27 protein-coding genes are annotated in these 24,345 nt (G+C 66.5%); 9 read left to right on the top strand and 18 right to left on the bottom strand.

Features of this window, described 5'->3' with window-relative positions; genetic code table 11:
- Position 1: 1 nt before the first annotated feature.
- The 4 genes from ACW18A_RS05080 to ACW18A_RS05065 are packed head-to-tail and all read left to right on the top strand — an operon-like array spanning position 2 to position 1,984.
- On the top strand, positions 2-496 hold the full coding sequence (locus ACW18A_RS05080; protein ID WP_492023716.1) for an SRPBCC family protein: 495 nt from the start codon (positions 2-4) through the stop codon (positions 494-496).
- Between the two features lie 22 nt (positions 497-518).
- Entirely contained in the window at positions 519-959 is a 441-nt protein-coding gene (locus tag ACW18A_RS05075; RefSeq protein ID WP_492023715.1) for a VOC family protein, read from the top strand.
- A complete protein-coding gene (locus ACW18A_RS05070) occupies positions 956-1,594 on the top strand; it encodes a glutathione S-transferase family protein (protein ID WP_492023714.1) in 639 nt (212 codons plus the stop codon). The genes ACW18A_RS05075 and ACW18A_RS05070 overlap by 4 nt, the downstream gene beginning before the upstream one ends.
- 3 nt (positions 1,595-1,597) lie before the next feature.
- Positions 1,598-1,984, top strand: coding sequence for a DoxX family protein (locus tag ACW18A_RS05065; protein ID WP_492023713.1), 387 nt, complete (start codon positions 1,598-1,600; stop codon positions 1,982-1,984).
- On the opposite strand, the gene ACW18A_RS05060 is transcribed toward ACW18A_RS05065, so the two are convergent.
- The gene (locus tag ACW18A_RS05060) at positions 1,981-3,219 is read right to left on the bottom strand and encodes a serine hydrolase domain-containing protein (RefSeq protein ID WP_492023712.1); all 1,239 of its coding nucleotides are present in this window, start codon (positions 3,217-3,219) and stop codon (positions 1,981-1,983) included. The two genes, ACW18A_RS05065 and ACW18A_RS05060, sit on opposite strands and share 4 nt — an antisense overlap.
- Before the next feature lie 453 nt (positions 3,220-3,672).
- On the opposite strand from ACW18A_RS05060, the gene ACW18A_RS05055 reads away from it, so the two are divergent.
- The 3 genes from ACW18A_RS05055 (at position 3,673) to ACW18A_RS05045 (ending at position 6,821) form a co-directional block, all read left to right on the top strand.
- Positions 3,673-4,152, top strand: a complete 480-nt coding sequence (locus ACW18A_RS05055) for a hypothetical protein (protein ID WP_492023711.1) — start codon at positions 3,673-3,675, stop codon at positions 4,150-4,152.
- A 308-nt stretch (positions 4,153-4,460) separates the two neighbouring features.
- Positions 4,461-5,165 (top strand): hypothetical protein, encoded by a 705-nt coding sequence (locus ACW18A_RS05050; RefSeq protein WP_492023710.1) that lies wholly within the window; start codon positions 4,461-4,463, stop codon positions 5,163-5,165.
- Positions 5,166-6,254: 1,089 nt separating this feature from the next.
- Positions 6,255-6,821, top strand: a complete 567-nt coding sequence (locus ACW18A_RS05045; RefSeq protein WP_492023709.1) for a hypothetical protein — start codon at positions 6,255-6,257, stop codon at positions 6,819-6,821.
- Between the two features lie 395 nt (positions 6,822-7,216).
- Here the strand turns inward: ACW18A_RS05045 and era are convergent, their stop codons facing one another.
- From era to proS, 9 genes are all read right to left on the bottom strand, one after another.
- Positions 7,217-8,170 (bottom strand): GTPase Era, encoded by a 954-nt coding sequence (gene era, locus ACW18A_RS05040; protein ID WP_492023708.1) that lies wholly within the window; start codon positions 8,168-8,170, stop codon positions 7,217-7,219.
- Complete coding sequence (gene rnc, locus ACW18A_RS05035; protein ID WP_492023707.1) at positions 8,167-8,880, bottom strand: ribonuclease III; 714 nt, start codon at positions 8,878-8,880, stop codon at positions 8,167-8,169. Before rnc ends, era begins: the two co-directional genes overlap by 4 nt.
- Positions 8,880-9,605 (bottom strand): signal peptidase I, encoded by a 726-nt coding sequence (lepB, locus tag ACW18A_RS05030; protein WP_492024336.1) that lies wholly within the window; start codon positions 9,603-9,605, stop codon positions 8,880-8,882. The genes rnc and lepB overlap by 1 nt, the downstream gene beginning before the upstream one ends.
- Before the next feature lie 475 nt (positions 9,606-10,080).
- Positions 10,081-10,482 carry a holo-ACP synthase gene (gene acpS / locus ACW18A_RS05025; RefSeq protein ID WP_492023706.1) on the bottom strand — a complete coding sequence of 134 codons (402 nt, stop codon included), beginning with the start codon at positions 10,480-10,482 and terminating at the stop codon, positions 10,081-10,083.
- On the bottom strand, positions 10,479-11,234 hold the full coding sequence (locus tag ACW18A_RS05020) for a pyridoxine 5'-phosphate synthase (RefSeq protein WP_492023705.1): 756 nt from the start codon (positions 11,232-11,234) through the stop codon (positions 10,479-10,481). Before ACW18A_RS05020 ends, acpS begins: the two co-directional genes overlap by 4 nt.
- On the bottom strand, positions 11,231-11,815 hold the full coding sequence (pyrE, locus tag ACW18A_RS05015) for an orotate phosphoribosyltransferase (RefSeq protein ID WP_492023704.1): 585 nt from the start codon (positions 11,813-11,815) through the stop codon (positions 11,231-11,233). Before pyrE ends, ACW18A_RS05020 begins: the two co-directional genes overlap by 4 nt.
- 54 nt (positions 11,816-11,869) lie before the next feature.
- Positions 11,870-12,571, bottom strand: a complete 702-nt coding sequence (locus ACW18A_RS05010; protein ID WP_492023703.1) for an ABC transporter ATP-binding protein — start codon at positions 12,569-12,571, stop codon at positions 11,870-11,872.
- A complete protein-coding gene (locus tag ACW18A_RS05005) occupies positions 12,564-13,865 on the bottom strand; it encodes a lipoprotein-releasing ABC transporter permease subunit (RefSeq protein WP_492023702.1) in 1,302 nt (433 codons plus the stop codon). Before ACW18A_RS05005 ends, ACW18A_RS05010 begins: the two co-directional genes overlap by 8 nt.
- On the bottom strand, positions 13,862-15,175 hold the full coding sequence (gene proS / locus ACW18A_RS05000) for a proline--tRNA ligase (protein ID WP_492023701.1): 1,314 nt from the start codon (positions 15,173-15,175) through the stop codon (positions 13,862-13,864). The genes ACW18A_RS05005 and proS overlap by 4 nt, the downstream gene beginning before the upstream one ends.
- A gap of 263 nt (positions 15,176-15,438) precedes the next feature.
- Here proS and ACW18A_RS04995 point away from each other — a divergent pair, with 263 nt between their 5' ends.
- Both ACW18A_RS04995 and ACW18A_RS04990 read left to right on the top strand, forming a co-directional pair.
- Positions 15,439-15,852, top strand: a complete 414-nt coding sequence (locus tag ACW18A_RS04995) for a DUF2141 domain-containing protein (RefSeq protein ID WP_492023700.1) — start codon at positions 15,439-15,441, stop codon at positions 15,850-15,852.
- Complete coding sequence (locus tag ACW18A_RS04990) at positions 15,852-16,376, top strand: DUF2306 domain-containing protein (RefSeq protein WP_492023699.1); 525 nt, start codon at positions 15,852-15,854, stop codon at positions 16,374-16,376. The genes ACW18A_RS04995 and ACW18A_RS04990 overlap by 1 nt, the downstream gene beginning before the upstream one ends.
- Here ACW18A_RS04990 and ACW18A_RS04985 read toward each other — a convergent pair.
- The 8 genes from ACW18A_RS04985 to ACW18A_RS04950 all read right to left on the bottom strand — a co-directional run bounded on the left by ACW18A_RS04985 (position 16,373) and on the right by ACW18A_RS04950 (position 24,343).
- Positions 16,373-16,636, bottom strand: a complete 264-nt coding sequence (locus ACW18A_RS04985; RefSeq protein ID WP_492023698.1) for a DUF1467 family protein — start codon at positions 16,634-16,636, stop codon at positions 16,373-16,375. The two genes, ACW18A_RS04990 and ACW18A_RS04985, sit on opposite strands and share 4 nt — an antisense overlap.
- The gene (gene mce / locus ACW18A_RS04980; protein WP_492023697.1) at positions 16,636-17,073 is read right to left on the bottom strand and encodes a methylmalonyl-CoA epimerase; all 438 of its coding nucleotides are present in this window, start codon (positions 17,071-17,073) and stop codon (positions 16,636-16,638) included. Before mce ends, ACW18A_RS04985 begins: the two co-directional genes overlap by 1 nt.
- 25 nt (positions 17,074-17,098) lie before the next feature.
- Positions 17,099-18,034, bottom strand: coding sequence for a hypothetical protein (locus ACW18A_RS04975; RefSeq protein ID WP_492023696.1), 936 nt, complete (start codon positions 18,032-18,034; stop codon positions 17,099-17,101).
- Positions 18,035-18,038: 4 nt separating this feature from the next.
- Complete coding sequence (locus tag ACW18A_RS04970; RefSeq protein WP_492023695.1) at positions 18,039-19,715, bottom strand: ribonuclease J; 1,677 nt, start codon at positions 19,713-19,715, stop codon at positions 18,039-18,041.
- Complete coding sequence (locus tag ACW18A_RS04965) at positions 19,712-20,494, bottom strand: type III pantothenate kinase (protein ID WP_492024335.1); 783 nt, start codon at positions 20,492-20,494, stop codon at positions 19,712-19,714. Before ACW18A_RS04965 ends, ACW18A_RS04970 begins: the two co-directional genes overlap by 4 nt.
- Complete coding sequence (locus tag ACW18A_RS04960) at positions 20,491-21,252, bottom strand: biotin--[acetyl-CoA-carboxylase] ligase (protein ID WP_492023694.1); 762 nt, start codon at positions 21,250-21,252, stop codon at positions 20,491-20,493. The genes ACW18A_RS04965 and ACW18A_RS04960 overlap by 4 nt, the downstream gene beginning before the upstream one ends.
- A 150-nt stretch (positions 21,253-21,402) precedes the next feature.
- Positions 21,403-22,848, bottom strand: a complete 1,446-nt coding sequence (gene nuoN / locus ACW18A_RS04955; protein WP_492023693.1) for an NADH-quinone oxidoreductase subunit NuoN — start codon at positions 22,846-22,848, stop codon at positions 21,403-21,405.
- A gap of 7 nt (positions 22,849-22,855) precedes the next feature.
- Entirely contained in the window at positions 22,856-24,343 is a 1,488-nt protein-coding gene (locus tag ACW18A_RS04950; RefSeq protein WP_492023692.1) for an NADH-quinone oxidoreductase subunit M, read from the bottom strand.
- Positions 24,344-24,345 lie beyond the last annotated feature (2 nt).

Genomic DNA, 24,345 nt, shown 5'->3' with positions numbered 1-24,345 from the left:
TATGGCGCAGGTCAAAACCCTCCTGCCGCCATTGCCGCCGCTGCTGGAGCGCCGTCTCGACATGAGCCGGACGTTCGATGCCCCACGACCGCTCCTGTGGGCCGCCTGGACCCGGCCGGAGATGCGGGTTCACTGGATGGGCCCGGTCGAATGGCCGATGGCGTCCGGCACCAACGACCTGCGGGTCGGCGGCGAATGGCGGGCCTGTCTGCGCTCGGTCGAGACGGGCGAAGACCTCTGGCAGGGCGGTCACTACCGCGAGATCGACGAACCCCGGCGGCTGGTCTTCACCTTCAAGTGGGACGAAAGCCACGAGGACGGGCCCCCGGCCGACACCCTGGTCACCGTCGAATTACATGAGACGGCGGACGGCCGGACCCGAATGGAGTTCACCCACCAGGGCCTGAAGTCCGAACGCAGCCTGACGGGCCACGAATACGGCTGGAACTCCACCCTGGACAGGCTTGAGGCCTGGCTGGCTGCCAACCCCGACTGAAATCCAAGCAGGAGAGACGACCATGAAGATCGTGACGAGCCTGAGCTTTCAGGGAAATTGTCGTGAAGCCTTCGACTTCTACGCCAGAGTGCTGGGTGGCAAGATCAGCGCCGCCATGCCTTTCGGCGATGGCCCGCCCGACATGCCGATCGCGCCCCAGTACAAGGACTGGCTGATGCATTGCTGGCTGGACGTCGGTGATCAGGCGATCATGGGCGCGGACTTGCCGCCCGAATTCGCGCCCAACATCGACAAGCCCAAGAACGGTTTCGACGTCACGATCCACATCGCGGACGCGCCCGAGGGGCGTCGGGTGTTCGACGCCCTCGCTGAGGGTGGCAAGGTCGGGATGGCCTTCGGCGAAACCTTCTGGTCGCCCGGCTACGGCAGTTTGACGGATCGGTTCGGTATTCCCTGGATGGTCAATGTCATGCCTGCTGAAGGCTGGAAACCCGGGGCATGAGCGGCCTGACGATCTGGACCTATGACTGGGTTCCAGCGATGCCGCGAGGCTTCGTGCGCGATCTCAGACTGAGGTGGGCGTGCGAGGAGGCCGGGTTCTCCTATGCGACGGGAACCGTGCCTTTCGACGGCCGAGGGCCCGAACACCTGGCTCACCAGCCGTTCGGCCAGATCCCGTTCCTGAGCGACGGTGAACTGGAGGTGTTCGAGAGCGGAGCCGGACTGCTGCATCTGGCGAAAAAAAGCGACGCCCTCATGCCGCGCGATGCGGCGGGAGAAGCGGCGACAGTCCAATGGATCTTCGCCGCGCTCAACTCCGTCGAGATGGTCAGCCTGCCCTGGTGGTTCCTGAAAATCACGGGAGCCGCAGAGACCGGACTGACGGACTGGCTGAGCAAGCGTCTCGGCCACCTCGAGACGGTTCTGAAGGACCGGGAGTGGCTGGCGGCCGGACGGTTCACGGCCGCCGACCTGCTCATGGCGGACGTCCTGCGCGTCCCGGACGTCCGCGCGTTCGGGGACCGACCCGCGACCGAGGCCTATGTGACCCGGATCACCGCGCGACCGTCTTTCGAAAAGGCCCACGCTGACCAGATGGCTCATTTCGCGGGTGCCGATGCCGCTCGAGGAGTTTGAACGATGACGGCCTCGCCCATGGTCTGGTCCGGTCGCGTCCTGACCGGCCTGTTCGCTGTGTTCATGCTGGGAGCGTCGATCTACCCGAAATTCTTCATGCCCGACATGGTCGCGGCGAACATGGGCCGGTCCGGGTGGACACCGGACAAGACGCTGTTGCTGGGGATCATCGAACTGACCTGTCTGGTGCTCTATCTGATCCCTCGTACGGCCGTGTTCGGTGCCGTGTTGATGATGGGCTACCTCGGCGGGGCGCTGGCCACGAACCTGCGGGTCGACAACCCGCTGTTCGGCTTCACCCTGTTCAGCGTTTACCTGGGTCTGGTCATGTGGGGCGGGCTCTGGCTCAGAGACGCGCGCGTTCGGGCGGTCTTTCCGGTCCTGCGTTAGTCGGCGAGACCCGTCGGGAACGGGTGCCCCAGGGCCTCGGCCATGGCCTGCTGCGAGATCAGCAGCACCTCTTCCTGCTGGTGATAGTTGTTCGACAGGACGATGACCGCGACCTTCGCGTCCGGCTGCCAGGCCGCCAGGTTGCGGAATCCTGACCAACTGCCGGTGTGGTAGATTTCCCAGTCCTGGAACGCCGGCACCACCCGCTCGCCCAGCCGGTTGGCCATCAGGCCGTAGCCCCAGTCGCGGCGGCGGCGGCCGTCCCGAATCTTCGGCTGCTCCGGCGGCGAATGGTCCATGGTCATCCGGGCATAGCTGGACGGGCTCAGGACATGTCCGCCGTGCAGCGCCCGTTCCCACACCAGCATGTCATCGAGCGTCGAATACAGGGCTCCCGCGCCGGCGACGATCGACACATTGGGCTGACGCTGCGCCGTCAGACCTTCGGGAAAGTTGGCATGGCCGGTGACGATGCCGTGGTCGCCTTCGCCTTCGAAGCCGGTGTCAGCCATCCCCAACCGGTGGAAGAAGGCGGTCTTCAGATAGTCGGAGAAGGCCATGCCACTGGCCGTCTCGACGATGGCGGCGGCCAGGTTGAAACCGGCGTTGTTGTATCGGAGGTCCGTTCCCGGCTCGAACGACAGGCGGAACAGTTTCGAGTCTTCCGTCAGCTCATCGAGCGTCGCGGGGGTGACGCGGCGAGTCCCCCAGCCGGGCCGGGCCATCAGGTCCGGAATGCCCGAGGTGTGGGAGATCAGGTGGTGGATCGTCAGCGGCCCCCAGGCGGCCGGGCAGGGCTGGATCCACTGGCAGACCGGGTCGTCGACGGTCAGCCTCCCCTCGTCCTGCAGCTTGAGAATGGCGGCGGCCGTGAACTGTTTGGAGATCGAGGCGAGGCGAAAGCGCGAGCCGATCCGCAGCGGCGCGCCGGTGGCGACATCGGCGGTCCCATAGGCCTGGCGGAACAGGATCTCGTCGCCGCGCGCGACCAGGACCGCCCCCATGAACCGGCCGGCCCCGGCTTCGCGCTGCAGGCGGGCGGTCAGCTGCGGCAGGGCCTCCACGACCTCGAGCGGCGGGCGTGGCGGCAGGGGCGCGAGACGCGACGAGGCCACCGGCTGAGGCTGTGAGGTCAGGACGGCGGCGAGACCCGCGCCGCCGATCAGGACGACGGCGGCGATCAGGCCGAGGAAGAGCCGGGGATGGTTCCCGGCGGTACGCGGAACGTCAAACATCGGGGCTTGGTAACGGGTCCGGAGGATTCGTCACCCCATCGGCCGATCCCGTTTGCGTCATCCTCCAATTTCATCAGAGGCCGCCGGCGTGGCGGTACGGCGTGGATGGCGGACGAGATTGGTCGCCCTCACCTGACATGCCGGAGGAACCTGCAAGGGTGGCGATGTCCGCGCCGGGGCAAGGCTCCGATTTCGCAAACCGACCCATTGGAGCCGTCGGCAACCTCTGCTTTCGGGCACCCGCCAACGGCCTTGAGGACAGACGCGATCAGGCGATGGCCTGCCTGTGGCCTCTGAGGAAAGAGGCACGCCTTGGGGTTTGACGCCGAACCGCGTTCAGGCGACCCTTGCTTTCCAGGGCGTGACCTCATGGCGGCTTTCGTCAGACAAAATGCTTTGCGGCCCGGCGCCGGATGGCGTTCATGGACCTCCGATCCGCGAGGGAAGAAGGCCATGAACCGCGTCCTGACGACCATGACAGCCGCCGCGACCCTGTTCGCCGCCGCCCCCGCCTGGGCCTGCATGCCCATGATGCCGCATGGTGCCTCCGAGATCGAGCGGGCCAGGGCGGTCTTCGTGGCGCGTGTCACCGAAACCGAGCGGCTGCCGTCAGCGCCCTGCGAGCGCGACCTGCGTCGCGCCGGTATCCAGGACGGCATGCCGGGCAGCCGGAGCTGCGAGGCGTTCGGCAAGGCGACCCTGGACTCCATCCTGGTCGCCAAGGGCGAGGAACTCGTCGAGACTCCGGTCGTGGTCGACTGGAATACCCAGCCGTTGTGCGACGTGGGCTGGACCCCGGTCGTCGGCGATGTCGTGGTCGTCCTGATCGGCGACGGCGTCACCCAGCGCCCTAGCGCCGAGGTTCGAGCCATCCTGCAATCCACGCCCGAGTTCGAGGCCCTGATCGCTCAGGCGACGGCGGCCCAACCCTGACCTCAAACGTCCAGGGTCGCCTGTCCCGGACCCAGTGGACCAAACTCCTGATCCTCGGTGCCGGCACCGGCGGCCAGGTCGCCGGCATCCGCTCCCGCGCGGCTCGCTGCAAGGCCTGAAAGATCCGGAACCCTGACGGTCCGCCCCCCGACCCCGGCACCGCCGGCGCGCTGTGCCGGGACTGACGGGCCCCTGTGACCCGCGAAACGCGCCGTCAAGGGGGCCAGACTCCACGGCGAAACAGACCCCCTGTGGCTATCTTCTGCGCTTGCGCCGTGTATCGTTGGTCAACTTTGCAGGAGCCTGGGATGCGGAACATCGGTCTGGTCAGCGCTGCCGTGATCGCGATGGCGGCCATGGCGGGGACAGTGGCGGCCTCCGCACTGCCTGTCATTGAGCCTCATCGTCAGAATTCAGACGACGGGCGCGAGCGGCTGTCCGTGGAAGCAGCCGCAAATAGGGAGCTGATGTTCAGGAGACAATTTTATGACGTAATCCTTGGGGCTGTGAGAGCAGCCGAGGCTGCTGGCTTGAGCGGAGAGGCCGCGCAACAGCGCATCAGGGGTGATCTGCAACGCTTTATCCGAACAGGGATCGGCCCGGTTTTCGTATCCATAGGGGGGGAGGAATCGGAAAAGTATTTTGCCCTTGCTTTGGCGCATCGGTCCCTTATCGCCGGTCCCGATGCCGAAGGTGAATATCTGAGGCGTGGCAGTGACGGCGACCTTGCCGTTTCCGCCCTGCTGGCCTCGTGGGATGCCGAATCGCGTGCGGAAAGGAGCAACCGCGGCGGCTCCGGCGGTCGCCGCCCCCCAACGCAGCCCAGCTGCTACTTGCTAGGCTTGCCGGACGGCTGCGACGCGCCCCGCAACGTGCCCGGTAACGCAGCCGCGGGCCAACCCGCGACAGACGCGGGCACGACCGGGATCCGGCGGAGCCGGGCGACCTATGACTCTGATCTCGACGAAGGGTATGACCCTGATCTCGACGACGAGGCGGGCGAGCCGGACTGAGGCGGCACCCACTCAAGCGACCCTGCCCCGATTGAAATCAGGCAACAGCGACCGCCCATGCAGTCGCCCCCTCGGCGCTGTTCCTCTCCGTCCGGGAAAAGGGCGGGCGTCGGGCCGGGCCGAAGTAGTGCGAGGGCAAGGGGGCGGCCTGGCGTCAGGCTCTGGACGTCAGCCTCACCGATGTCTGATGTCCACCGAGGCTGTGTAAAAACCCCACGACGCTGAAATTACATGTAATTCTATCCCAATTAGAGGCAGGAAGGCCTCGTTGACTGGAAAATTTTTATCCAGAGTGGCGGTCACGCCGAAGGACCTTGCCCGAGTTTTTCGGTGCAGTGAGTTTTTACACAGCCTCCACCCGAAAGAGACCTGCGGAAGGTCTGCTCTTGGGCCTGGCAGTGAATGTCTGGTTTTCGGCCTGGTGCCGATGTCGTGGTTCGACCCATGCGGTCATTCTGTACGCCCGGCCGACAGCGGGCTGACAGGTCCCGTCAGGCCGATCACCTTGACGCGCACTTTGCGGGCAATCAGTGTGACCTAACCAAGCGACGCCTCGACGGGTCAGACCTCTATGGCGCTTTCAGGAAAGAGCGGACTTATGACCTCGCGTTTGCCGAAATCCTCACGGGTTGCCTTGAGCCTCACGGTCGCTGTCACGGTCATGGCACTCGGCGGGTCGGCTTACGCCCAGACAGGCACATTGACAGGCCGCTCTCTTGGCGCAGGGAGCCTCACTGGTGGATCATCCACGGGCGGCTCGCTGAGAGACAGTGGTGCACTATCCCCGGGCGGCTCGCTCCGCAACGCGCCTGCAAGTGACTTTACGGACCAAGCCGCGACTGAGGAGGAAACGGCCGAACCCGCAACGGACGAAGCGCCGTCTGCGGATGAACCCCAGGCCGAGGCTGACGAGGGTGAGACCGGTATCCGGCGGAGCCAGGTAACCTACGACAGTGATCCGGCCGAGCCGGAGTAAGGCGTCAGGAACGATCGCGAGGGCGTGCGGGCAACGTCACCGGGACACGTCGGGCCAACCTGACCAATCACTGCTTTTCAGCTCGGCGTTCTGCCGCCACGGGGGACTATAGGATGAAGAAAACCAGACTGTTTGCGGCGGCCTCGGTGGTCGCCATCCTGTTCGGCACCAGCTCGGTCGCCCAGGACATGGCCTTCTCTCTGACCAACAACAGTGACGCCACCCTGGTCGAGCTGATGGTCGGTGAATCGTCGAACGAGACCTGGGATGAAGACATTCTGGACGGCGAGTCGATTGACCCGGGCGAGACCGCCGACATCTCGGTCGAGGACGACCTGGAAGACTGCGAATACGACGTGCAGGCCGTGTATGACGACGGCGACACCGAAGAGGTGTTCAACGTCGATCTCTGCCGACTGAGCAACCTCACCGTCGAGGACGATGACTTTGACGAGGAAGAGGAAGACGACGAGGAAGACGAAGACGAAGACGAGGAAGACGAAGACGAAGACGAGGAATACGAGGACGAAGACGAGGAATACGAGGACGACGAAGACTACGAGGACGACGAGGAATACGAGGACGACGAAGAATACGAGGACGACGAAGAATACGAGGAAGACGAAGAATACGAGGACGACGAGGAAGACGAGGAATACGAGGACGACGAGGACGAGTGATCGCTCCTTCGTAAGCCAGATAGCGGCGGCTCCTGCGGGGGCCGCCGTTTTCGTTTCCGCGCCACCGGTCTCCTTGGTTGCATCCCTCGTGGGGCCGTGGGTTTCAACCCGAGAGACGGCGCGATCAGACCCGCGAGAAATACACCGAAGCCTCGCGCATGGACCTGTCAGCGGCGGACCGGGCCGAGGTGGTGAGACGGCTGGGTGCGGTCAGTCCAGGGTCTTTAGACCGGGTGCGGTAATGTCAGAAAACCACCCCTCCCAGACCTGTCGGCCGTCCGCTCTGCGCAGCCCTGGTTGTTGGGATCAGCCCGTCACGGACGCATTGCTGGGGTTGCAACGGGCCGGAGTCCCGGGTTCGCGACGCGCCCCGAGGATGACAGAGGGCGGAAACCCTAGGCGTTGAAGTCCAGGCCGAACTGCGCATACAGCGCGCGGCTGTCCTGCCACTTCGGATCGACCTTGACGGTGATGAACAGGTGGACCGGACGGTCCAGCAGTTCCGTCAGCTCCTCACGCGACTTCTGGCCGATCCATTTCAGGGTCTGGCCGCCCTTGCCGAGGATGATCGGCCGCTGGCTTTCGCGCTCGACATAGATGGTCTGTTCGATCCGGGCCGAGCCGTCGGCCTTCTCGTCGAAGGCAGTGGTCTCCACGGCCGCCGAATAGGGCAGTTCCTCGTGGACGCGCAGATAGACCTTTTCACGCGTGATCTCGGCCGCCAGGACGCGGATCGGCACATCGGCGGACTGATCTTCGGGATAGAGCCAGTGGCCCAGAGGCATTCCGAGGGCGAGCCGCTGTTTCAGATCGTCGACGCCGTCGCCGCTCAGGGCCGAGATCATATAGACCTCGGAATAGACGCCGGTTTCGAACAGGCTGTGCGACAGGGCCAACAGGGTGTCGCGGCGCATGCCGTCGATCTTGTTGAGCACCAGAATGACCTTGGTCCCGGTGGACGTCAGGTTGGCGATGATGGTCTCGGTGTCCTCGGCCGACTTGCGATCGGCACCGGTGCCGTCCTTGCCTTCCGAAGCGATGTGGGAGGCCGCGTCGATCAGGTGGACGACGACGTCGGCGTCCTGGGCCCCGCCCCAGGCGGAAGCGACCATGGCCCGGTCCAGCCGTCGGCGCGGGGTGAAGATGCCGGGCGTGTCGACGAGCACGATCTGGGCGTCGCCCTCGATGGCGATGCCGCGCACGGGGAAGCGGGTGGTCTGGACCTTCTGGGTGACGATGGAGACCTTGGACCCCGTCAGCCGGTTCACCAGCGTCGACTTGCCGGCGTTCGGCGCGCCGATGATGGCGGCAAAGCCTGCGCGGTGCTGCTGGGGGTTGGTATCGGTCAAATCACGCCTTCACGTTGGAGCATGGCCATGGCGGCCGCTTTCTCCGCGTCCTGACGGGAACGTCCGGCAGCGGTCAAGGGTTCGACGCCCTCGATGGAAACCTCGACCTTGAAGGTCGGGGCGTGGTCGGAGCCGGTCTGGCCCACGACCCGGTAGGTCGGCAGGGGACGGCCCGCCCCCTGCGCCCACTCCTGCAGAGCGGATTTGGGATTGTTCAGGGCGCGCGGCGCCGGCGTCGCCAGTTCCTCGGCCCAGGCGTGATCGAACACGGTCCGGGCGGCGTCCAGCCCTGCATCGAGGAAGACGGCGGCCAGCAGGGCTTCCACGGCGTCGGCGACGACCCCTTCCTTGCGGCGGCCGCCCGATCTGGTCTCGCCGGGCGAGAGACGCAGGGCCTCGCCGATGCCGAGACGGTCGCCCACCCGCCCGCAGGCGTGCTTGTCGACCAGGGCATGAAGACGGGACGACAGCTCACCCTCGTCGGCGGACGGATAGTCCTCGTGCAGACGCCGCGCGACCAGCAGGCCGAGGACGCGGTCGCCGAGGAACTCCAGCCGTTCGTTGTGGCGCGCGGGCTTGCCGGCGGCCTTGTCGGCCCCCTCCCCTACGCTGGAATGGGTCAGGGCCCGCTCCAGAAGGGCGGGGTCGCGGAACGCGTGGCCGATGCGGTCGACCAGCGCGGCCACCGCCTCGGCCCGTGCATTCGCCATCAGTCGAGGACGCGGAAGAAGCGGCTGGGCCGGACGTTGGCGAACCAGCTGACCGGATTCAACAGCGAGGCGCCCGGCTCCCACGAGAACATGATGATCTCGGCCTTGCCGACCAGGTTCTCATCCGGAACCAGACCCACGCCGGCCGACTGTTCCACGCGGCTGTCGATCGAGTTGTCGCGGTTGTCGCCCATCATGAAATAGTGGCCGGCCGGAACCTCGTAGACCGGGGTATCGTCCAGATCGCCGCCGGGGCCGAAGTCCTGGATGGTGATGGTCTTGCCGCCCGGCAGGGTCTCGCGGACCTCGGTCACCGGACGCGGGCCGAAGATGTCGTTGACCTCGCCGGCGCTGACGACGACGTCCTGGACCGCCTGGCCGTTGATGTAGAGCGTGTTCTGGATCATCTGGATCGTGTCGCCCGGCAGGCCGATCACGCGCTTGATGTAGTCCGTCTTGTCGTCGCGCGGCAGCTTGAACACGACGATATCGCCACGGTTCGGCGCGCGGCCGAACACCCGGTCGTCGCCCAGCGGCAGGTTGATCGGCAGGCCCGACGAGAATTTCGAATAGCCGTAGGCCCACTTCGACACGACGATGTAGTCGCCCTCATAGAGGTTGGGCTCCATCGAGGCCGACGGGATGGTGAAGGGCTGGAACAGCAGAACACGCAGGACGAAGGCGATGGCCAGGGCCACGACGACCGTCTTGACGATCTCCAGCATCTCCGAGGCGGCCGACCCCCCGTCGTCGTCATCCTTGACGCGAACCTTGGCGGCACCGGGAATCTTGACCTTGCGGTCGTCGAACGGCGCGTCGCCGGCGTCGCTCCAGATGGGCTGTGACGCTGCGGCCGCCGCGGCGGCGATTACGGGGGCAGGCTCCGGCTCCGGCTCGGGCTCAGGCTCGGGCGCGTGATCGGGATCGGGCTCAGCCTCAGGTTCGGGCGCGACCGGCTGATCGCTTTCGGAGGCGGCGAATTCGGCCTCGGGAGTCACCGCACCGGCGTCCGCTTCGGGCTCGGCGGGGGCCAGCTCGACATCGTCGGGCGAGACGTCATGGCTCACGACCGCGGACGACTCGCCGTCCGCCGCGTCGACCACAGGTTTTTCGCCGTCTTCGGGCTTGTTGTCGCTCATCGTGTGAAGCTCGTCCCCGGCCGCCGAACGCGGCTCGCATACGCGCAGCGGTATAGGCCGATTACGCCGTGGGCAAGGCTTCGATCACCACGAAGGCGAGTGCGTAGGGGTGTTCGTCGGAAAGGGTGAGGTGAATATGCGGGGTGTGGCCGGGCGGCGTCAGGCGTTTGAGGTGTTCCGCCGCCGGTCCGGTCAGGGCCAGGGTCGGCTGGCCGGAGCGCAGGTTCACCACCCCCATGTCCTTCCAGTAGACGTCGCGACGCATCCCGGTGCCCAGGGCCTTGGCGCAGGCCTCCTTGGCCGCGAACCGCTTGGCATAGCTCCAGGCAGCGTCCGGCTTGCGCTCCGAACGGGTGCGTTCGATCTCGGTGAAACAGCGGGTCTTGAAGCGGTCGCCGAAGCGGTCGATCGACGCCTGGATGCGCCGGATGTCCGACAGGTCCGCGCCGACGCCGATGATCACTTGTCTGTTGCGGTCCGGGCCGCTTCCATCGCCCCGCGCATGCGCCGGATCGCGGCCTCGAGCCCCACGAACACCGCCTCCCCGATCAGGAAATGGCCGATGTTGAGCTCGCGGATCTCCGGGATGGCCAGCACCTCGGCGGCCGTCTCGTAGTCCAGGCCGTGGCCGGCGTGAACCTCAAGCCCGAGCATGTCGGCCTGGGCGCAGGCGGCGGCGAGGCGATCGAACTCCACGCCGCGCTCTCCGGCCGGCAGGTGACAGTAGCGGCCGGTATGGAACTCCACGACCTGGGCACCGACGGCAGCGGCGGCCTCGACCTGGTCGGCCGAGGGATCGATGAACAGGCTGACGCGGATGCCGGCGTCGCTTAAAGCCCGAACCACGGGCACCATGGTCGCCTCGTGACCGGCCACGGCCAGCCCGCCCTCGGTCGTGACCTCCTCGCGCCGCTCGGGCACCAGACAGGCGGCATGGGGACGATGGCGCAGGGCGATGGCCAGCATCTCGTCGGTCACGGCCATCTCGAAATTGAGCGGCTTGCCCGCGGTCTTGCAGAGGGCCGTCAGGGCCTCGATGTCGGCGTCGCCGATGTGCCGACGATCCTCGCGCAGGTGGGCGGTGATGCCGTCCGCACCGGCGCCGATCGCCTCCCTGGCAGCGCGCACGGGATCAGGATGAACGCCGCCACGCGCGTTCCGGACCGTTGCGACATGGTCGATATTGACGCCGAGGCGGACGGGCGGGTGGCTCACTTGCTCAACCGCCGGCTACCCGGGTCCTCGACCGGGAGGGCTGCCAGTTCGGGCGGCAGGGCGTCGGCGGGGTATGCGGGCACCTCCAGCGACGCCAGGGCGATCAGCGGCACCCCGACATCGGCCTTGCCGCCGGACCGATCGACGATACAGGCGGCAGCGACCACCGTGCCTCCGGCCTCCTGGATCGCGGCGATACATTCACGGCTCGACAGGCCCGTGGTGACGATGTCCTCGACCATGACGACCTTCTCCCCCGGCTCGACATGGAAGCCGCGACGCAGCTTGAAGGCCCCGCCCTCGCGCTCGACATACATAGAGCGGACATTCAGGTGTTTCGCGGTCTCATAGCCGGGAATGATGCCGCCCACGGCGGGAGAGATGGCAACATCGACCGGCCCGACGGTGGCGACGATCTTCTCGGCCAGGGCCTTGCACAGCCGCTCGCAGCGGGCGCCGTCCATGAAGACCAGGTTCTTCTGCAGGAAGACCGGGCTGTGCAGGCCGGACGACAGCACGAAATGGCCTTCGCGCAAGGCACCGGCGGCACGGAACTCGTTCAGGACGTCTTCGGTGTTCATGGCGCCGTTCTAGGACGTGAACCCCGTCAGGTGAAGCGTGGCCTTGCGCCTGCGTCAGTATTCCCGGCTCTCGGCCTGGCGCTCTTCCAGATGGCCGTCCTTCAGGGCGAAGACGCGGTCCATATGGCCGGCCAGTTCCATATTGTGGGTGGCGATCAGGGCGGCCACGCCGGTCTCCTTGACCAGTTTTTGCAGCGATTCGAACACCGTCTGGCTGGTTGCGGGATCGAGGTTGCCGGTCGGTTCGTCGGCCAGCAACAGGCGCGGCCTGTTGGCCAGGGCGCGAGCCAGGGCGACACGCTGTTGCTCCCCGCCCGACATCTGGGCCGGCTGGTGCAGGATGCGTTCGGACAGTCCGAGCGCGCCCAGGGCCTCCTCGGCGCGGGCGCGGGCCTGATCCAGAGAATAGCCGGCGATCCGCATCGGCAGGGCCACGTTGTCGCGCGCGTCGAACTCCGGCAGCAGGTGGTGGAACTGGTAGACGAAGCCGACGCGGCCGAGGCGCAGCCGCGTGCGGGCGCGTTCGTCGAGCTGGCCCACGTCCTCGCCGTCGATGCGGACTTCGCCCGAGGTCGGACGCTCCAGCAGGCCGGCGGCATGCAGCAGGGACGACTTGCCGGAACCTGACGGCCCGATCAGTCCGACCAGCTCGCCAGGGAAGATGTCGAGGTCGACACCCTTCAGCACCGTCAGGTCGCCGGTGCCGGTGGTGTAGGTGCGGGTCACGCCGCGCAGGGACAGGACCGGGCTATTCATAGCGCAGGGCCTCCACCGGATCGATCCGCGACGCATTCCACGACGGCGGCAGGCTGGCGAAACAGCTCATCAGAAGGGACCAGAAGGCGACCCACATAACGTCGACCGGATCGACCTCGGCCGGGATGGCGTCGAGCATATAGACGTCGGCGTTGAACAGCTGGACCCCGGTGATCGCCTCGAGGAAATGCTGGATCGCGCCGATGTTCAGGCAGAACAGCAGGCCCAGCGTAAGCCCGGCCAGGGTCCCGGCCACGCCGATGGTGGCCCCGGCCATGAAGAAGATCCGCAGGATCGACGACGGACTGGCCCCGATAGTCCGCAGGATGGCGATGTCCCTGCCCTTGTTCTTCACCAGCATGACGATGCCGGAGATGATGTTCATGGCCGCGATGGCGACGACGAGGCCCAGGATGATGCTCATGGCCACCCGCTCGACCTTCAGCGCGCCCCAGAAGGCGGCCAGCTTGTCGCGCCAGTCGACGACGAAACCGCCCGGCCCGGCGGCCTCGCGCACGGGGGCAAGGTATTCGCCGACGCGATCCGGGTCCTTGACCTTCATCTCGATCACGTCCCAGACGCCCTCCTTGCCGAAGAACAGCTGGGCCTGTTCCAGCGGCATGAAGATGAAGGCGCGGTCGTAGTCGGCCGTGCCCGACGAATAGGTGCCGCCGACGGTGTAGGTCTTGTTCAGCCCGCCGAGGTTACCGAAGGCGGAGTCCGCCCCGGTGGGCGAATAGATCTCAATCGGATCGCCGACGCGCAGACCGAGAGAGTCAGCCAGGGCCTGACCGATCAGGACGTTGTCGCCGCCGTAGGCGCCGCGGCCGAAGCTGGCCCTGGCCTCGGCCGACATGCTGGCCGAGACATACGACATGGTATCAAGGTCAGCCGGAGCGATGCCGCGCACGAAGGCACCGGTCGTCTGGCCGCCGGCGCGGATGATGGCCTGGGACTCGGTCAGGGGGGTGACGCTGATCACGCCCTCGACGCCGCGCAGGCGGTCGACGATGGCGTCGCGGTTCGGGGCGATCAGGACTTCGCCCTGGACGTACATATGGCCGTTGAAGCTCAGCATCCGGCCCAGAAGCTCGTTCCGGAACCCGGCCATGATGCTCATCACGCTGATCAGCACGGCCACGGCCAGCATGATGCCGATGAAGGAGATGATGGCGATGGTCGCGACCCCGCCCTCCTTGCGCTTTGCCCGGAGGTAGCGGAGCGCCAGGCCAATCTCCCAGGCGGAGAAGGCACCGGCGGGTTTGGGCGGCGGGGTCGTCGTGCTGACCGTCAACCGATGGCCTCCAGCGCGGCGGCCAGAGGCACGGTCGACTTGTCACCGGTGGCCCGGCGCTTCAGCTCGACCACGCCCTCGGCCACGCCCTTGGGTCCGATGACCAGCTGCCACGGAATGCCGATCAGGTCGGCGGTGGCGAACTTGCCGCCCGGGCGCTCGTCCGTGTCGTCATAGAGGACCGACTTGCCGGCCGCTTCCAGAGCCTCGACCGCCGCCTCGCACGCCAGGCAGACATCCGGATCATTGGCCCGCAGGTTGATGACCACGACGTCGAATGGGGCCACCGCGTCGGGCCAGATGATGCCGGCGTCGTCGTGGCTGGCCTCGATGATGGCGCCCAGCAGACGCGACACCCCGACGCCGTAGGAGCCCATGTGGACCTCGGTATCCACGCCGTCAGGGCCGGCGACCTTCGCCTTCATCGGGGCCGAATATTTGGTGCCGAAATAGAAGATATGGCCGACCTCGATGCCGCGCGCGGTCAGGCGGTCGCCCTCCGCCGTCTGGCTTTCGAACTGGGCGGCATCGTGCATTTCCTCGGTCGCGGCATAGAGCGAGGTGCGGCCGTCGACGATGGCCTGCAGATCGTTCCAGTCGACGTCGGGGCCGGGCGCCGGCATCTCGACCAGGGTCTTGTCGCAGAAGACCTGGCTCTCGCCCGTGTCGGCCAGGACGATGAACTCATGGCTCAGGTCGCCGCCGATCGGGCCGGTGTCGGCGCGCATCGGCACGGCCTTCAGACCCATACGGGCGAAGGTGTTCAGATAGGCCACGAACATCCGGTTGTAGGCCCGACGCGCCGAGGCCTCGTCGATGTCGAAGGAATAGGCGTCCTTCATCAGGAACTCGCGCCCGCGCATCACGCCGAATCGAGGCCGGCGCTCGTCGCGGAACTTCCACTGGATGTGGAACAGGTTCAGCGGCAGGGCCTTGTAGCTCTTAACGAAGCCCCGGAAGATGTCGGTGATCATCTCCTCATTGGTCGGGCCGTACAGCAGCTCGCGCTCGTGCCGGTCGGTGATGCGCAGCATCTCGGGGCCGTAGGCGTCGTAGCGACCCGACTCGCGCCACAGATCGGCCAGCTGCAGCGTCGGCATCAGCAGCTCGACCGCCCCCGCCCGCTCCTGCTCCTCGCGCACGATCTGCTCGATACGGTTGAGGACGCGCAGGCCCAGCGGCAGCCAGGCATAGATGCCGGCGGCCTCCTGTTTGATCATCCCGGCCCGCAGCATCAGCTGGTGCGAGACGATCTGGGCGTCCGAAGGCGCCTCTTTCAGCGTGGGCAGGAAATAGCGCGACAGGCGCATTGTTCGGTCCTTGTTCGGGGTCGTCTCGTCTAGAGCCTGATCGGCTGAGGAGGAATCGCTTCGCGATTCCGCTGATGCCGTGAATCAGGCTCCAGATTGAAGCGAGAGCCTGATTCACGCTTCATGCCGGACCCGCGAAGCGGGTCCACCAGAAACGATCATGCTCTAGCCCGTGCGGGCAAACCTTGGCAACGCAATGGCGGCGCGTTTGACACCATGATCGCAGTGTGCTTTGTTTTTCAAAGTTCTTCATGGAGAGATCGATGACCCGCATTTTCGCCGCCACCCTGCTCGCTGCTGTCGCCCTGCCCGCCGTCGCCATGGCGGGGACTGTCGAGGTCCGCCTGACCGGAACCGTTCCCGGCGGTCCGGTCATGGTTCAGCTGTGTTCCGAGGCCGAGGGTCTGATGCGCTGCGCCAGAACCGCCCGGGTCACCGTCAGCAACGGTGAGGCCGTGGCCCGGTTCGAAAACGTTCCGGCCGGGCGCTGGGGCGTCGCCGCCTTCCAGGATGTGGATTCCAACGGCCGCCTCGGCTTCGGCATGATGGGCCGACCGAACGAGCCCTGGGGCTACAGCCGTGACGCGCCCGCAGTTATGGGTCCGCCGAGCTTCAGCGACGCAGCGGTGACCGTCACCGCCGCCGGCGGCGTGATCCCCGTCCGGCTCGTGCTCTGATGACTCTGGATCTCGTCCCGCTCGGCTGGATTCACAGCCTCGCCTGCCTTGTCGCCCTGGCGGCCGGGGCCTTCATCTTCGTCACGCCCAAGGGCACGCGCAGGCATCGTCTGGTCGGCCAGTGGTATCTGGTGTCGATGTTGGTGCTGAACGTCACCGCGCTGGGTGTCTATCAACTGGGCGTCTTCTTTTTTCCCCATGTGCTGGCAATCGCGACGCTGGTTCTGATCGCCCTGGGCTGGGGGGCTGCCCGACTGATCCGACGGCACGGGGGCTGGAAGCACGTCCATCTCTCCAGCATGATCGTGAGCTACTACATGCTGATCGGTGGCGGGGTTAACGAGGTCTATCTGCGCATCGACGCGCTGAAGGCCATCCTGAACCGCGAGGGTCCGCAGTTGATCGGCATGACCCACGGCATCGTCATGCTGGTGTTCCTGATCCTGCTTCTGGGCTGGAACGCATCCGAGATCGTGCGGATGATGTTGCGCCGTCGCCGACGCGCAACCCCGTCGGTCGCCTAGGGAACCGGCGGCGCCAGATCCGGCAGCGGCATCCAGCCGACGAAGACCAGCCACAGCACGAACAGCCACAGCAGGAACGACACCCAGGTAGTGGTGATGAATTTGCGCTTCAGGTTCGGCGTCTTCGGCGCGCCCCACTGGCTGCCGTCGGTCGGCGGCTCGTGCGTCTCGCTGGACGTGCCCAGCGGCAGGACGGTGAACAGAACCACCCACCAGACGACGATGTAGATGGCGAACATGGTCAGGGGGCCGATGGGCATCAGTGGGCTTCGCTTTCAGCAGAATGGGGCGGAGTTTCCATCAGTTCGACCAGCACCCCGCCCATGTCCTTCGGATGCAGGAACAGGATGGGGGTGCCGTGGGCGCCGATACGGGGTTCGCCCGTGCCGAGCAGGGTCGCGCCCCTGGCCCGCATGGCGTCACGGGCGACAAGGATGTCCTCGACCTCGAAACAGACATGGTGCTGGCCGCCCCTGGGGTTTTTGGCCAGGAAGCCGTGGATCGGACTGTCGTCGCCCAGCGGTTCGATCAGTTCGATCTGCGCGTTGGGCAGGTCGATGAAACAGACGCGCACCCCCTGGGCCGGCAGGTCGAACGGCTCTCCGGCCGACGCGGCACCGAGCATGTCGCGATAAAGGGCGACGCTGGTCTCGATCGAGGGCGTGGCGACGCCGATGTGATTCAGTCTGCCGATCATGCCGACGCTATGAGCCCTCGCCCGATCACGGGCAAGCCGCGCCCATGCCGGGAGCCCGCAGAGCCAGCAGAGCCAGCAGGGTGGATCGTCGCACCTCGGCCGACATTAGCCCGGAGCCCTCGAGGATACAGCCGACCACGGTGTTGGAGTTGGGGGCCAGCAGGCCGTAGGCCGCGTTCTTCGCCTCCAGCTCGCGCCGGGCCCGGTCGAGGGTGGCGGGTGCGGCACGCACGACGGCCGGATCGCGGCTGACGATGGTCATCTCATGCAGGGCCTCTCCAGAACTCGGGAAATCGTAGGCGGCGTCGTCATAGGGCGTGAGCCGGGCCGACAGGCGGTCGGGCGCATCGGTGTCGCCCGGGAACTTGCCTTCCTGGCTGGCGGAGAAGGCCAGCGCCTCACCCTGCTCCGGCACCACCAGGATATAGGCGTGGCGGGGGAACAGCAGATAGTGCGCCATCCATTTGGTCACCCAGACCAGCGGCGCATCGTCCGGCCCGAGAGCGTGCGCGCCGACGTAGACGCCGGGCGGCAGGACGCGACTGTCGACCCGGCCATTGATGGCCTGGATCCGGTCGATCATCACCTGATCCAGCAGGAAGGTGCCTCCCTCAGCCGCCCGCTCGAAATGGGCCCGGATCTGGCCGGCGGTCGGGTCGTCCCCGAGATTCCCGCCGTGAAGGATGCGGAAGGCCTCGTCCGAGGTCGGCCGGTCGCCCGTGGTGCTGAACCACAGGACGGCCAGCTCGTGCGCCGTGCGCGACGCCGGGTCCTCGCCCCGGAAGGTCGACAGGCTGAGCACCAGATTGATGGCGAGGAACAGGGCGACGATCCCCGCCAGCCCCTGCCCTGCGATCACCCCCCATTTTCGCCAACCTGTGAGAGGATGGCGGGCATGGCGGATCCGGTGTTTGAGGCGGCGCGCCCTGTCCTGAACCCGTTCGAACGAAGGGCGCGCCATCGACCTACAGCCTGAGGATAACCGTCTCGACGATCGGACGGCGATCCCAGATTTGCTGGCTGGCCTTCTTCAGCACCCGCGCCACGGCCTGTTCGACCACATCGTCGTCATCGCGCGCCTCGCCCTTCAGCGAGCCGACGACCTGTTCGACGCGCTCGGCCAGATCGTCGAGGGCATCGCCCAGCGGCGTGACCTCGTCGCCCGGCAGGCCGATGGCGCGGACATCGATGTCGGAGACGATCTTGCCGCGCTTGTCCATGGCGAAGCTGACCACCAGCACGCCGTTGGTCGAGGCGTGGCGACGCTCCCGCAGGGCCTCACCCTTCTCAGTGACGACCATGCCGCCGTCGACATAGAGGCGGCCGTTCGGAACCTCGTCGATGATGACGGCCTTGCCGGGGGCCAGGCGGACGAGGTCGCCGTTCCTCGGCGTCACCGTCTCCTCGACGCCCAGATCGCGGGCGAAGGCGGCGTGCTCCATCAGGTGACGACGCATGCCGTGGGTCGGGACCGAGATGCGCGGCCGGGCCCAGGCGTACATCTGTTTGATCTCGTCGCGGCAGGGGTGGCCGGAGACGTGGATGCCGGGGTGATCCTTCTCGGTGTAAAGGCGCACGCCGCGATCGGCCATCCGGTCCTGCAGGTTGGCGATGGCCAGTTCGTTGCCGGGGATGACCCGCGACGAGAAGATGCAGTGGTCGCCCAACCCCAGTTTGATGAAGGGGTGCGAGCCGTCGGCGACGCGCGACAGGGCCGCCCGGTCCTCGCCCTGGCTGCCGGTGCACAGATACAGGATCTCGTCCGCCGGCCAGTGACGGGCCTCGTCCTCGGTCAGGATGCGCTGCGAATCATTGAACAGGCCGACGTGACGGGCCGCGGCGGTGATGCGGTGCATCGACCGGCCCGCGAGGGCGACGCGGCGCCCGGCCTTGTCGGCCGCCTTGATGACGCTGACCATCCGGGCGACGTTGGAAGCGAAACAGCCGACCGTGATGCGGCCCTTCTTCAGGCTGCCGATCAGTTCGATCAGGCCTTCCTGGGCCTCGGTTTCCGACCCGGCCTCACCCTCGACGAAGACGTTGGTCGAATCGCAGACCATGGCCAGCAGGCCGTCGTCGCCCATCTTCGTGATCGTGGCGATGTCGGTCGGCTTGCCGATGACGGGGTTGGGATCCAGCTTCCAGTCGCCGGTGTGGAAGACCGTGCCCAGGGGGGTGGTGATCTTCAGGCCGTTCGGCTCGGCGATGGAGTGGGTCATGGTGACGAAGTCGACCTGGAACGGGCCGAGATCGACATGGCCGCCGATCGGCACCTCGACGATCTTGACGTCCCTCAGACCCCGCTCACGCAGCTTCTCGCGGATCAGGAAGGCGGTGAACGGGGTTGCATACAGCGGGGCCTTCATCCGCTCCCATAGCCACGGGAGGGCCCCGATATGGTCCTCGTGGGCGTGGGTCAGGACGATGCCACGGATGTTCTCGCCGTCGAGGAAGGACGGGTCCGGCACGATGATGTCCACGCCGGGCGTCGACAGGTCGCCGAAGGTCACGCCCACGTCGACGATCATCCACTGGCGATCATCTTCGGGGCCGTAGCCGTAGCAGTTCAGGTTCATACCGACCTCGCCCGAGCCGCCGAGCGGCAGGAAGACGAGTTCGTCGTTGGGTTTTACTTTTGTCATGTGTCCGTCAGATGGGTATTGCGGCGCCAGATTTCGAGCAGGCCGCGGATGGTCAGGTCCGGATCGAACCGGTCGATGGCGGGGGTGGCCCCCTCGAACAGGGAGGCGACGCCTCCGGTTCCGATGACGGTCATGGGTTTGCCCCACTCCGCCTTGATGCGTGCGACCATGCCCTCGATGAGGCCGACATAGCCCCAGAAGACGCCGGACTGCATGTTGGAGACGGTGTCCTTGCCGATCACCGTGTCCGGCTTCTGGATGGCGATGCGCGGCAGCATGGCCGCCGCCTCGTGCAGCGCTTGCAGGGAAAGATTGATGCCGGGCGCGATCGCCCCGCCCTCGAACGCCCCGTCTGCGGCGATGACGTCGAACGTCGTCGCCGTGCCGCTGTCGATGACGATCAGGTCGCCCGGATAGACCAGATGCGCCCCGATGGCGTTGACCAGCCGGTCGGCGCCCGCCTCGCTCGGCTTCCTGATCCGCACGGGAATGCCGAGCTCGACATTATCGCCGATGACCAGGGGCTCGACCGACAGATAGCGGCGCGCGAGGTTGCGCAGGTTGAAGATCGACTGCGGCACGACGCTGGAGATGATGCAGCCGTTCAGCGACGCCAGGTCTATCTTCCGCATGGCCAGCAGCTGGGTCAGCCAGACGGCGTATTCGTCGGCCGTGCGACTGGCCTCGGTGGCGGTGCGCCACTGGGCGATCCAGCTTTCGCCGTCATGGACCGCGAACAGCGTGTTTGTGTTGCCCTGTTCGATAGCGAGCAGCATCAGGCGGCCCTCTCGTGAGCGTCAGCGCCGAAGAACACATCGCCCGCCGAGATGAGGCGGAGCGTCCCGTCGACGGTACGCAGGCGCAGCGCGCCGTCCGGGGCCACGCCCTCGGCGATCCCCTCGACCGTCTCATGCCCGAGCCGGGCGACGCAGGGGCCGTCGAGGCCGCTCGTGCGCGCGGTCCAGGCGTCGAGGACTGGCTGGAAGCCGAACAGCTCCCAACGCGCCTGCCAGACGGCGAAGGCCTCGGCCAGAACTGTGGCGGCGGCCTCGACCGGCGGCGGATAGGCGATATCCGAACGCAGATGGGCGGCCAGGCTGGTGGCGGGCCGCTCTGTCCCCTTCGGCGCATGGGCCAGGTTCACGCCGATGCCGACGGCCAGCCACAGGGCGCCGTTCGCATGGACGCCGGATTCAATCAGGATCCCTGAGGCCTTGTCGCCCCCGATCATCACGTCATTGGGCCATTTGATCGACACCACGCCCGGAACGGCGAAGGCGTCGAACAGGTCGGCGACGGCGAGCGCCGCGACGAAGGTCACCTGAGCCGCCTCGGCCGGGGCCTTGGCCGTCAGGGTCAGCAGGGTGGCGAACAGATTACCCGTGTCGCTGTTCCACTCCCGACCGCGCCGACCGCGCCCGGCGGACTGGCGGCGGGCGACGATCCACTGGCTCGCGACATCGCCGGCCTCAGCCCGCCGGCGGGCCTCGGCGTTGGTGGAATCGATCTCGTCGAGGACCTGAATGGGCGGCGTCATAAATCCTCCCCCGTCGGGGGAGGTGGCTCGGAGCGGAGCGGAGAGACGGAGGGGGCCAACGCGAGCTCGGCGTCCGGGGTTGATCCCCTCCACCACTTCGTGGTCCCCCTCCCCCGATGGGGGAGGATCACAGGGCGGGCGTTCACGCCCCTACCCCGCTCCGAAACCGGTCGCGGCGATACGGGTCAGGGGCTCCAGCCAGGTCAGGCCGACGATGACCAGCGGGAAGGAGAAGGCCGCGCAGGCCCAGCCGATCCACTGGGCTTCCACCGGTGCCTTGTCGGTCGGCGCTGTACCCTCAGGGGCCGGGTCGAACCACATCAGCTTGATGATGCGCAGATAGTAGAAGGCGGCCACGACCGAGGCCACCAGGCCCGCTGCAGCCACCATCCAGTAGCCGGCCGAGGCCGCGGCGCCGAAGACATAGTATTTGCCCCAGAAGCCCGCGAACGGCGGCATACCCAGAACCGACAGCGACAGGATGGTGATGGCCAGCGTTGTCAGCGGCCGGTCCTTCTTCAGCCCCGCCAGGTCGGCGATCTTGCGGATCGGACGACCGTTCCGGCTCAGCGACAGCAGGATGGCGAAGAAGCCCATGGTGTCGATCATGTACAGGGTCATGAAGGTGATCATGGCCTGCAGGCCCTGTTCGGTGCCGGCGGCGATAGCGAGGGTGGCGTAGCCGATGTTGGCGATCGACGAATAGGCCAGCAGGCGCTGGATATCCTTCTGGACCAGACCGCCCCAGGCCCCGACCACAAAGCTGGCCAGGGCGATCAGGATCAGGACCTGGGCCCACTGGTCGTGGGCGCCGAGGAAGCCTTCAGACAGGGCGCGGGCGAACAGGACCATGGCCGCCATCTTCGGCGCCGTGGCGAACAGGGCCACGACCGGCGTCGGTGCGCCCTCATAGACGTCCGGCGTCCACATGTGGAACGGCGCGGCGGAGACCTTGAACGCCAGCCCACAGATCAGGAACACCAGACCGAAGATCAGGCCGGGCCCCGGATTGGCGGCGGCGTAGGCGGCGATATCCTCGAACCGCATCGAACCGGCGAAGCCGTAGATCAGGCTGGAGCCGTAGAGCAGCAGGCCCGACGACAGGGCACCGAGGACGAAATATTTCAGGCCGGCTTCGGACGATTTCAGGTCGTCGCGGTGATAGGCGGCGAGGATGTAGAGGGCCAGAGATTGCAGCTCGATCCCGACGTAGAGCGAGATAAGGTCGCCCGACGACACCATCATCCCCATGCCGACAGCAGCCAGAACGATCAGGATCGGGAACTCGAAGCGGGCGATTTTCATCCGCTGCATCCAGCCGCCGCCGAGAACGACGGCGAAGGCCGAGGCGATGTAGATCGCAACCTTGGCGTAGAGGGCCAGCGGGTCGGCGACATAGGCCCCGTTGAAGGCCTGACCGAGGGGGCCGGTGGCGGCCACGGCCGAGGCGGCGACCAGCAGGGCCACCGACAGGATCGAGATCAGCCGCGCCGACTTCTCGCCGATGAAGGCGCCGAGCAGCAGCAGCACGAGGGCACCGATCGCGAGCGTCAGCTCGGAGGCGGCGAGGTTCAGGGCGTAGGACAGGTCAGGCATTATTCTCTCACCCGCCGGTCGCGAGCTGCCAGCCGTTGACGACGACGTCGACGGAGGCTGCGGTGTAGTTCAGGACCAGGTCCGGCTGCACGCCCAGCCAGATGGTGCCGACGATCAGGGGAACGAAGATGACCAGCTCGCGCAGGTCGATGTCCTTGATCGTGGCCAGGGCCGGGTTGGTGATCTCGCCGAACATGACGTTGCGGTACAGGGTCAGGGCGTAGACGGCTGAAAGGATGACGCCGGTCGTGGCCACGAAGGCGGCCCAGGTCGAGGCCTGATACACACCGGTCAGCGTCAGGATCTCGCCGATGAAGCCCGAGGTTCCCGGCAGGCCGACATTGGCCATGGTGAACATCAGGAAGATGGCGGCATACCAGGGCATCCGGTTCGTCAGGCCGCCGTAGAAGGCGATCTCACGGGTGTGCATCCGGTCATAGACGACGCCGACGCAGAGGAAGAGCGCGCCCGAGATCAGGCCGTGGCTCAGCATCTGGAAGACGGCGCCCTGCATGCCCTGGGCGTTGCCGGCGAAGATGCCCATGGTCACGAAGCCCATGTGGGCGACCGACGAATAGGCGATCAGCTTCTTGATGTCTGTCTGACGGAAGGCGACCAGCGAGGTGTAGACGATGGCGATCACCGACAGGGTGAAAACCAGCGGCCGGTACATCACCGACGCATCCGGGAACATCGGCACATTGAACAGGATGAAGCCGTAGCCGCCCAGCTTCAGCAGGATGCCGGCCAGGATGACCGAGCCCGCCGTCGGCGCCTGGACGTGGGCGTCGGGCAGCCAGGTGTGGACCGGCCACATCGGCATCTTGACGGCGAAGGAGGCGAAGAAGGCCAGCCACAGGATCGACTGGGCCCAGGGACCAAAGGCGTATTCCTTCAGCGCCGGGATCGAGGTCGTGCCGGCCTCATTGGCCATCCACAGCATGGCCAGCAGCATCAGGACGGACCCGAGCAGGGTGTAGAGGAAGAATTTGTAGGCGGCGTAGATCCGGTTGGCCCCGCCCCACACCCCGATGATGATGAACATCGGAACGAGGGTGCCCTCGAAGAAGATGTAGAACAGGAACAGGTCCAGCGACGTGAACACGCCGATGACCAGGGTCTCCAGCACCAGGAAGGCGATCATATAGTCGCCAACGCGGGTCTCGACCGACTTCCAGCTGGCCAGGATGCAGATCGGCATCAGGAAGGCGGTCAGCAGGACGAACAGGATCGAGACCCCGTCGACGCCGAGGTGATAGCTCGCGCCGGCGAACCAGACGTAGTTCTCGACGAACTGATAGGCGGCGTTTGAGCTGTCGAACTGCAGCACCAGCAAGGTCGAGACAGCCAGCACGACGAGCGTGGTGACCATGGCGACCCAGCGGGCGATGGTGTCCTCACTGGACCTGGCCATCAGTTTGGCGAGCAGGATCAGGGCCGCGCCGACCAGCGGCAGGAACGTCACCACGCTCAGGATGTTGGGGATCGTACCCATAA

Source organism: Brevundimonas sp. AVps5 (assembly GCF_058681515.1).
The sequence above is the reverse complement of the archived record's forward strand: the minus strand, read 5'-3'. Positions and strand labels throughout refer to the sequence as shown.

Excerpts from the sequence above, each read along its gene's own strand:
- ACW18A_RS05055 (WP_492023711.1), top strand. The coding sequence starts at position 3,673 with ATGAACCGCGTCCTGACGACCATGACAGCCGCCGCGACCCTGTTCGCC.
- lepB (WP_492024336.1), bottom strand. The coding sequence starts at position 9,605 with ATGCTGGAGATCGTCAAGACGGTCGTCGTGGCCCTGGCCATCGCCTTC.
- nuoN (WP_492023693.1), bottom strand. The coding sequence starts at position 22,848 with ATGCCTGACCTGTCCTACGCCCTGAACCTCGCCGCCTCCGAGCTGACG.
- ACW18A_RS04950 (WP_492023692.1), bottom strand. The coding sequence starts at position 24,343 with ATGGGTACGATCCCCAACATCCTGAGCGTGGTGACGTTCCTGCCGCTG.
- ACW18A_RS04960 (WP_492023694.1), bottom strand. The coding sequence starts at position 21,252 with ATGACGCCGCCCATTCAGGTCCTCGACGAGATCGATTCCACCAACGCC.
- ACW18A_RS05080 (WP_492023716.1), top strand. The coding sequence starts at position 2 with ATGGCGCAGGTCAAAACCCTCCTGCCGCCATTGCCGCCGCTGCTGGAG.
- ACW18A_RS05070 (WP_492023714.1), top strand. The coding sequence starts at position 956 with ATGAGCGGCCTGACGATCTGGACCTATGACTGGGTTCCAGCGATGCCG.
- ACW18A_RS05060 (WP_492023712.1), bottom strand. The coding sequence starts at position 3,219 with ATGTTTGACGTTCCGCGTACCGCCGGGAACCATCCCCGGCTCTTCCTC.
- rnc (WP_492023707.1), bottom strand. The coding sequence starts at position 8,880 with ATGGCGAATGCACGGGCCGAGGCGGTGGCCGCGCTGGTCGACCGCATC.
- ACW18A_RS04975 (WP_492023696.1), bottom strand. The coding sequence starts at position 18,034 with ATGGCGCGCCCTTCGTTCGAACGGGTTCAGGACAGGGCGCGCCGCCTC.
- ACW18A_RS05065 (WP_492023713.1), top strand. The coding sequence starts at position 1,598 with ATGACGGCCTCGCCCATGGTCTGGTCCGGTCGCGTCCTGACCGGCCTG.
- mce (WP_492023697.1), bottom strand. The coding sequence starts at position 17,073 with ATGATCGGCAGACTGAATCACATCGGCGTCGCCACGCCCTCGATCGAG.
- ACW18A_RS05050 (WP_492023710.1), top strand. The coding sequence starts at position 4,461 with ATGCGGAACATCGGTCTGGTCAGCGCTGCCGTGATCGCGATGGCGGCC.
- ACW18A_RS05075 (WP_492023715.1), top strand. The coding sequence starts at position 519 with ATGAAGATCGTGACGAGCCTGAGCTTTCAGGGAAATTGTCGTGAAGCC.
- ACW18A_RS04985 (WP_492023698.1), bottom strand. The coding sequence starts at position 16,636 with ATGCCCATCGGCCCCCTGACCATGTTCGCCATCTACATCGTCGTCTGG.
- ACW18A_RS04970 (WP_492023695.1), bottom strand. The coding sequence starts at position 19,715 with ATGACAAAAGTAAAACCCAACGACGAACTCGTCTTCCTGCCGCTCGGC.
- proS (WP_492023701.1), bottom strand. The coding sequence starts at position 15,175 with ATGCGCCTGTCGCGCTATTTCCTGCCCACGCTGAAAGAGGCGCCTTCG.
- ACW18A_RS05010 (WP_492023703.1), bottom strand. The coding sequence starts at position 12,571 with ATGAATAGCCCGGTCCTGTCCCTGCGCGGCGTGACCCGCACCTACACC.
- ACW18A_RS04995 (WP_492023700.1), top strand. The coding sequence starts at position 15,439 with ATGACCCGCATTTTCGCCGCCACCCTGCTCGCTGCTGTCGCCCTGCCC.
- ACW18A_RS05045 (WP_492023709.1), top strand. The coding sequence starts at position 6,255 with ATGAAGAAAACCAGACTGTTTGCGGCGGCCTCGGTGGTCGCCATCCTG.
- pyrE (WP_492023704.1), bottom strand. The coding sequence starts at position 11,815 with ATGAACACCGAAGACGTCCTGAACGAGTTCCGTGCCGCCGGTGCCTTG.
- ACW18A_RS04990 (WP_492023699.1), top strand. The coding sequence starts at position 15,852 with ATGACTCTGGATCTCGTCCCGCTCGGCTGGATTCACAGCCTCGCCTGC.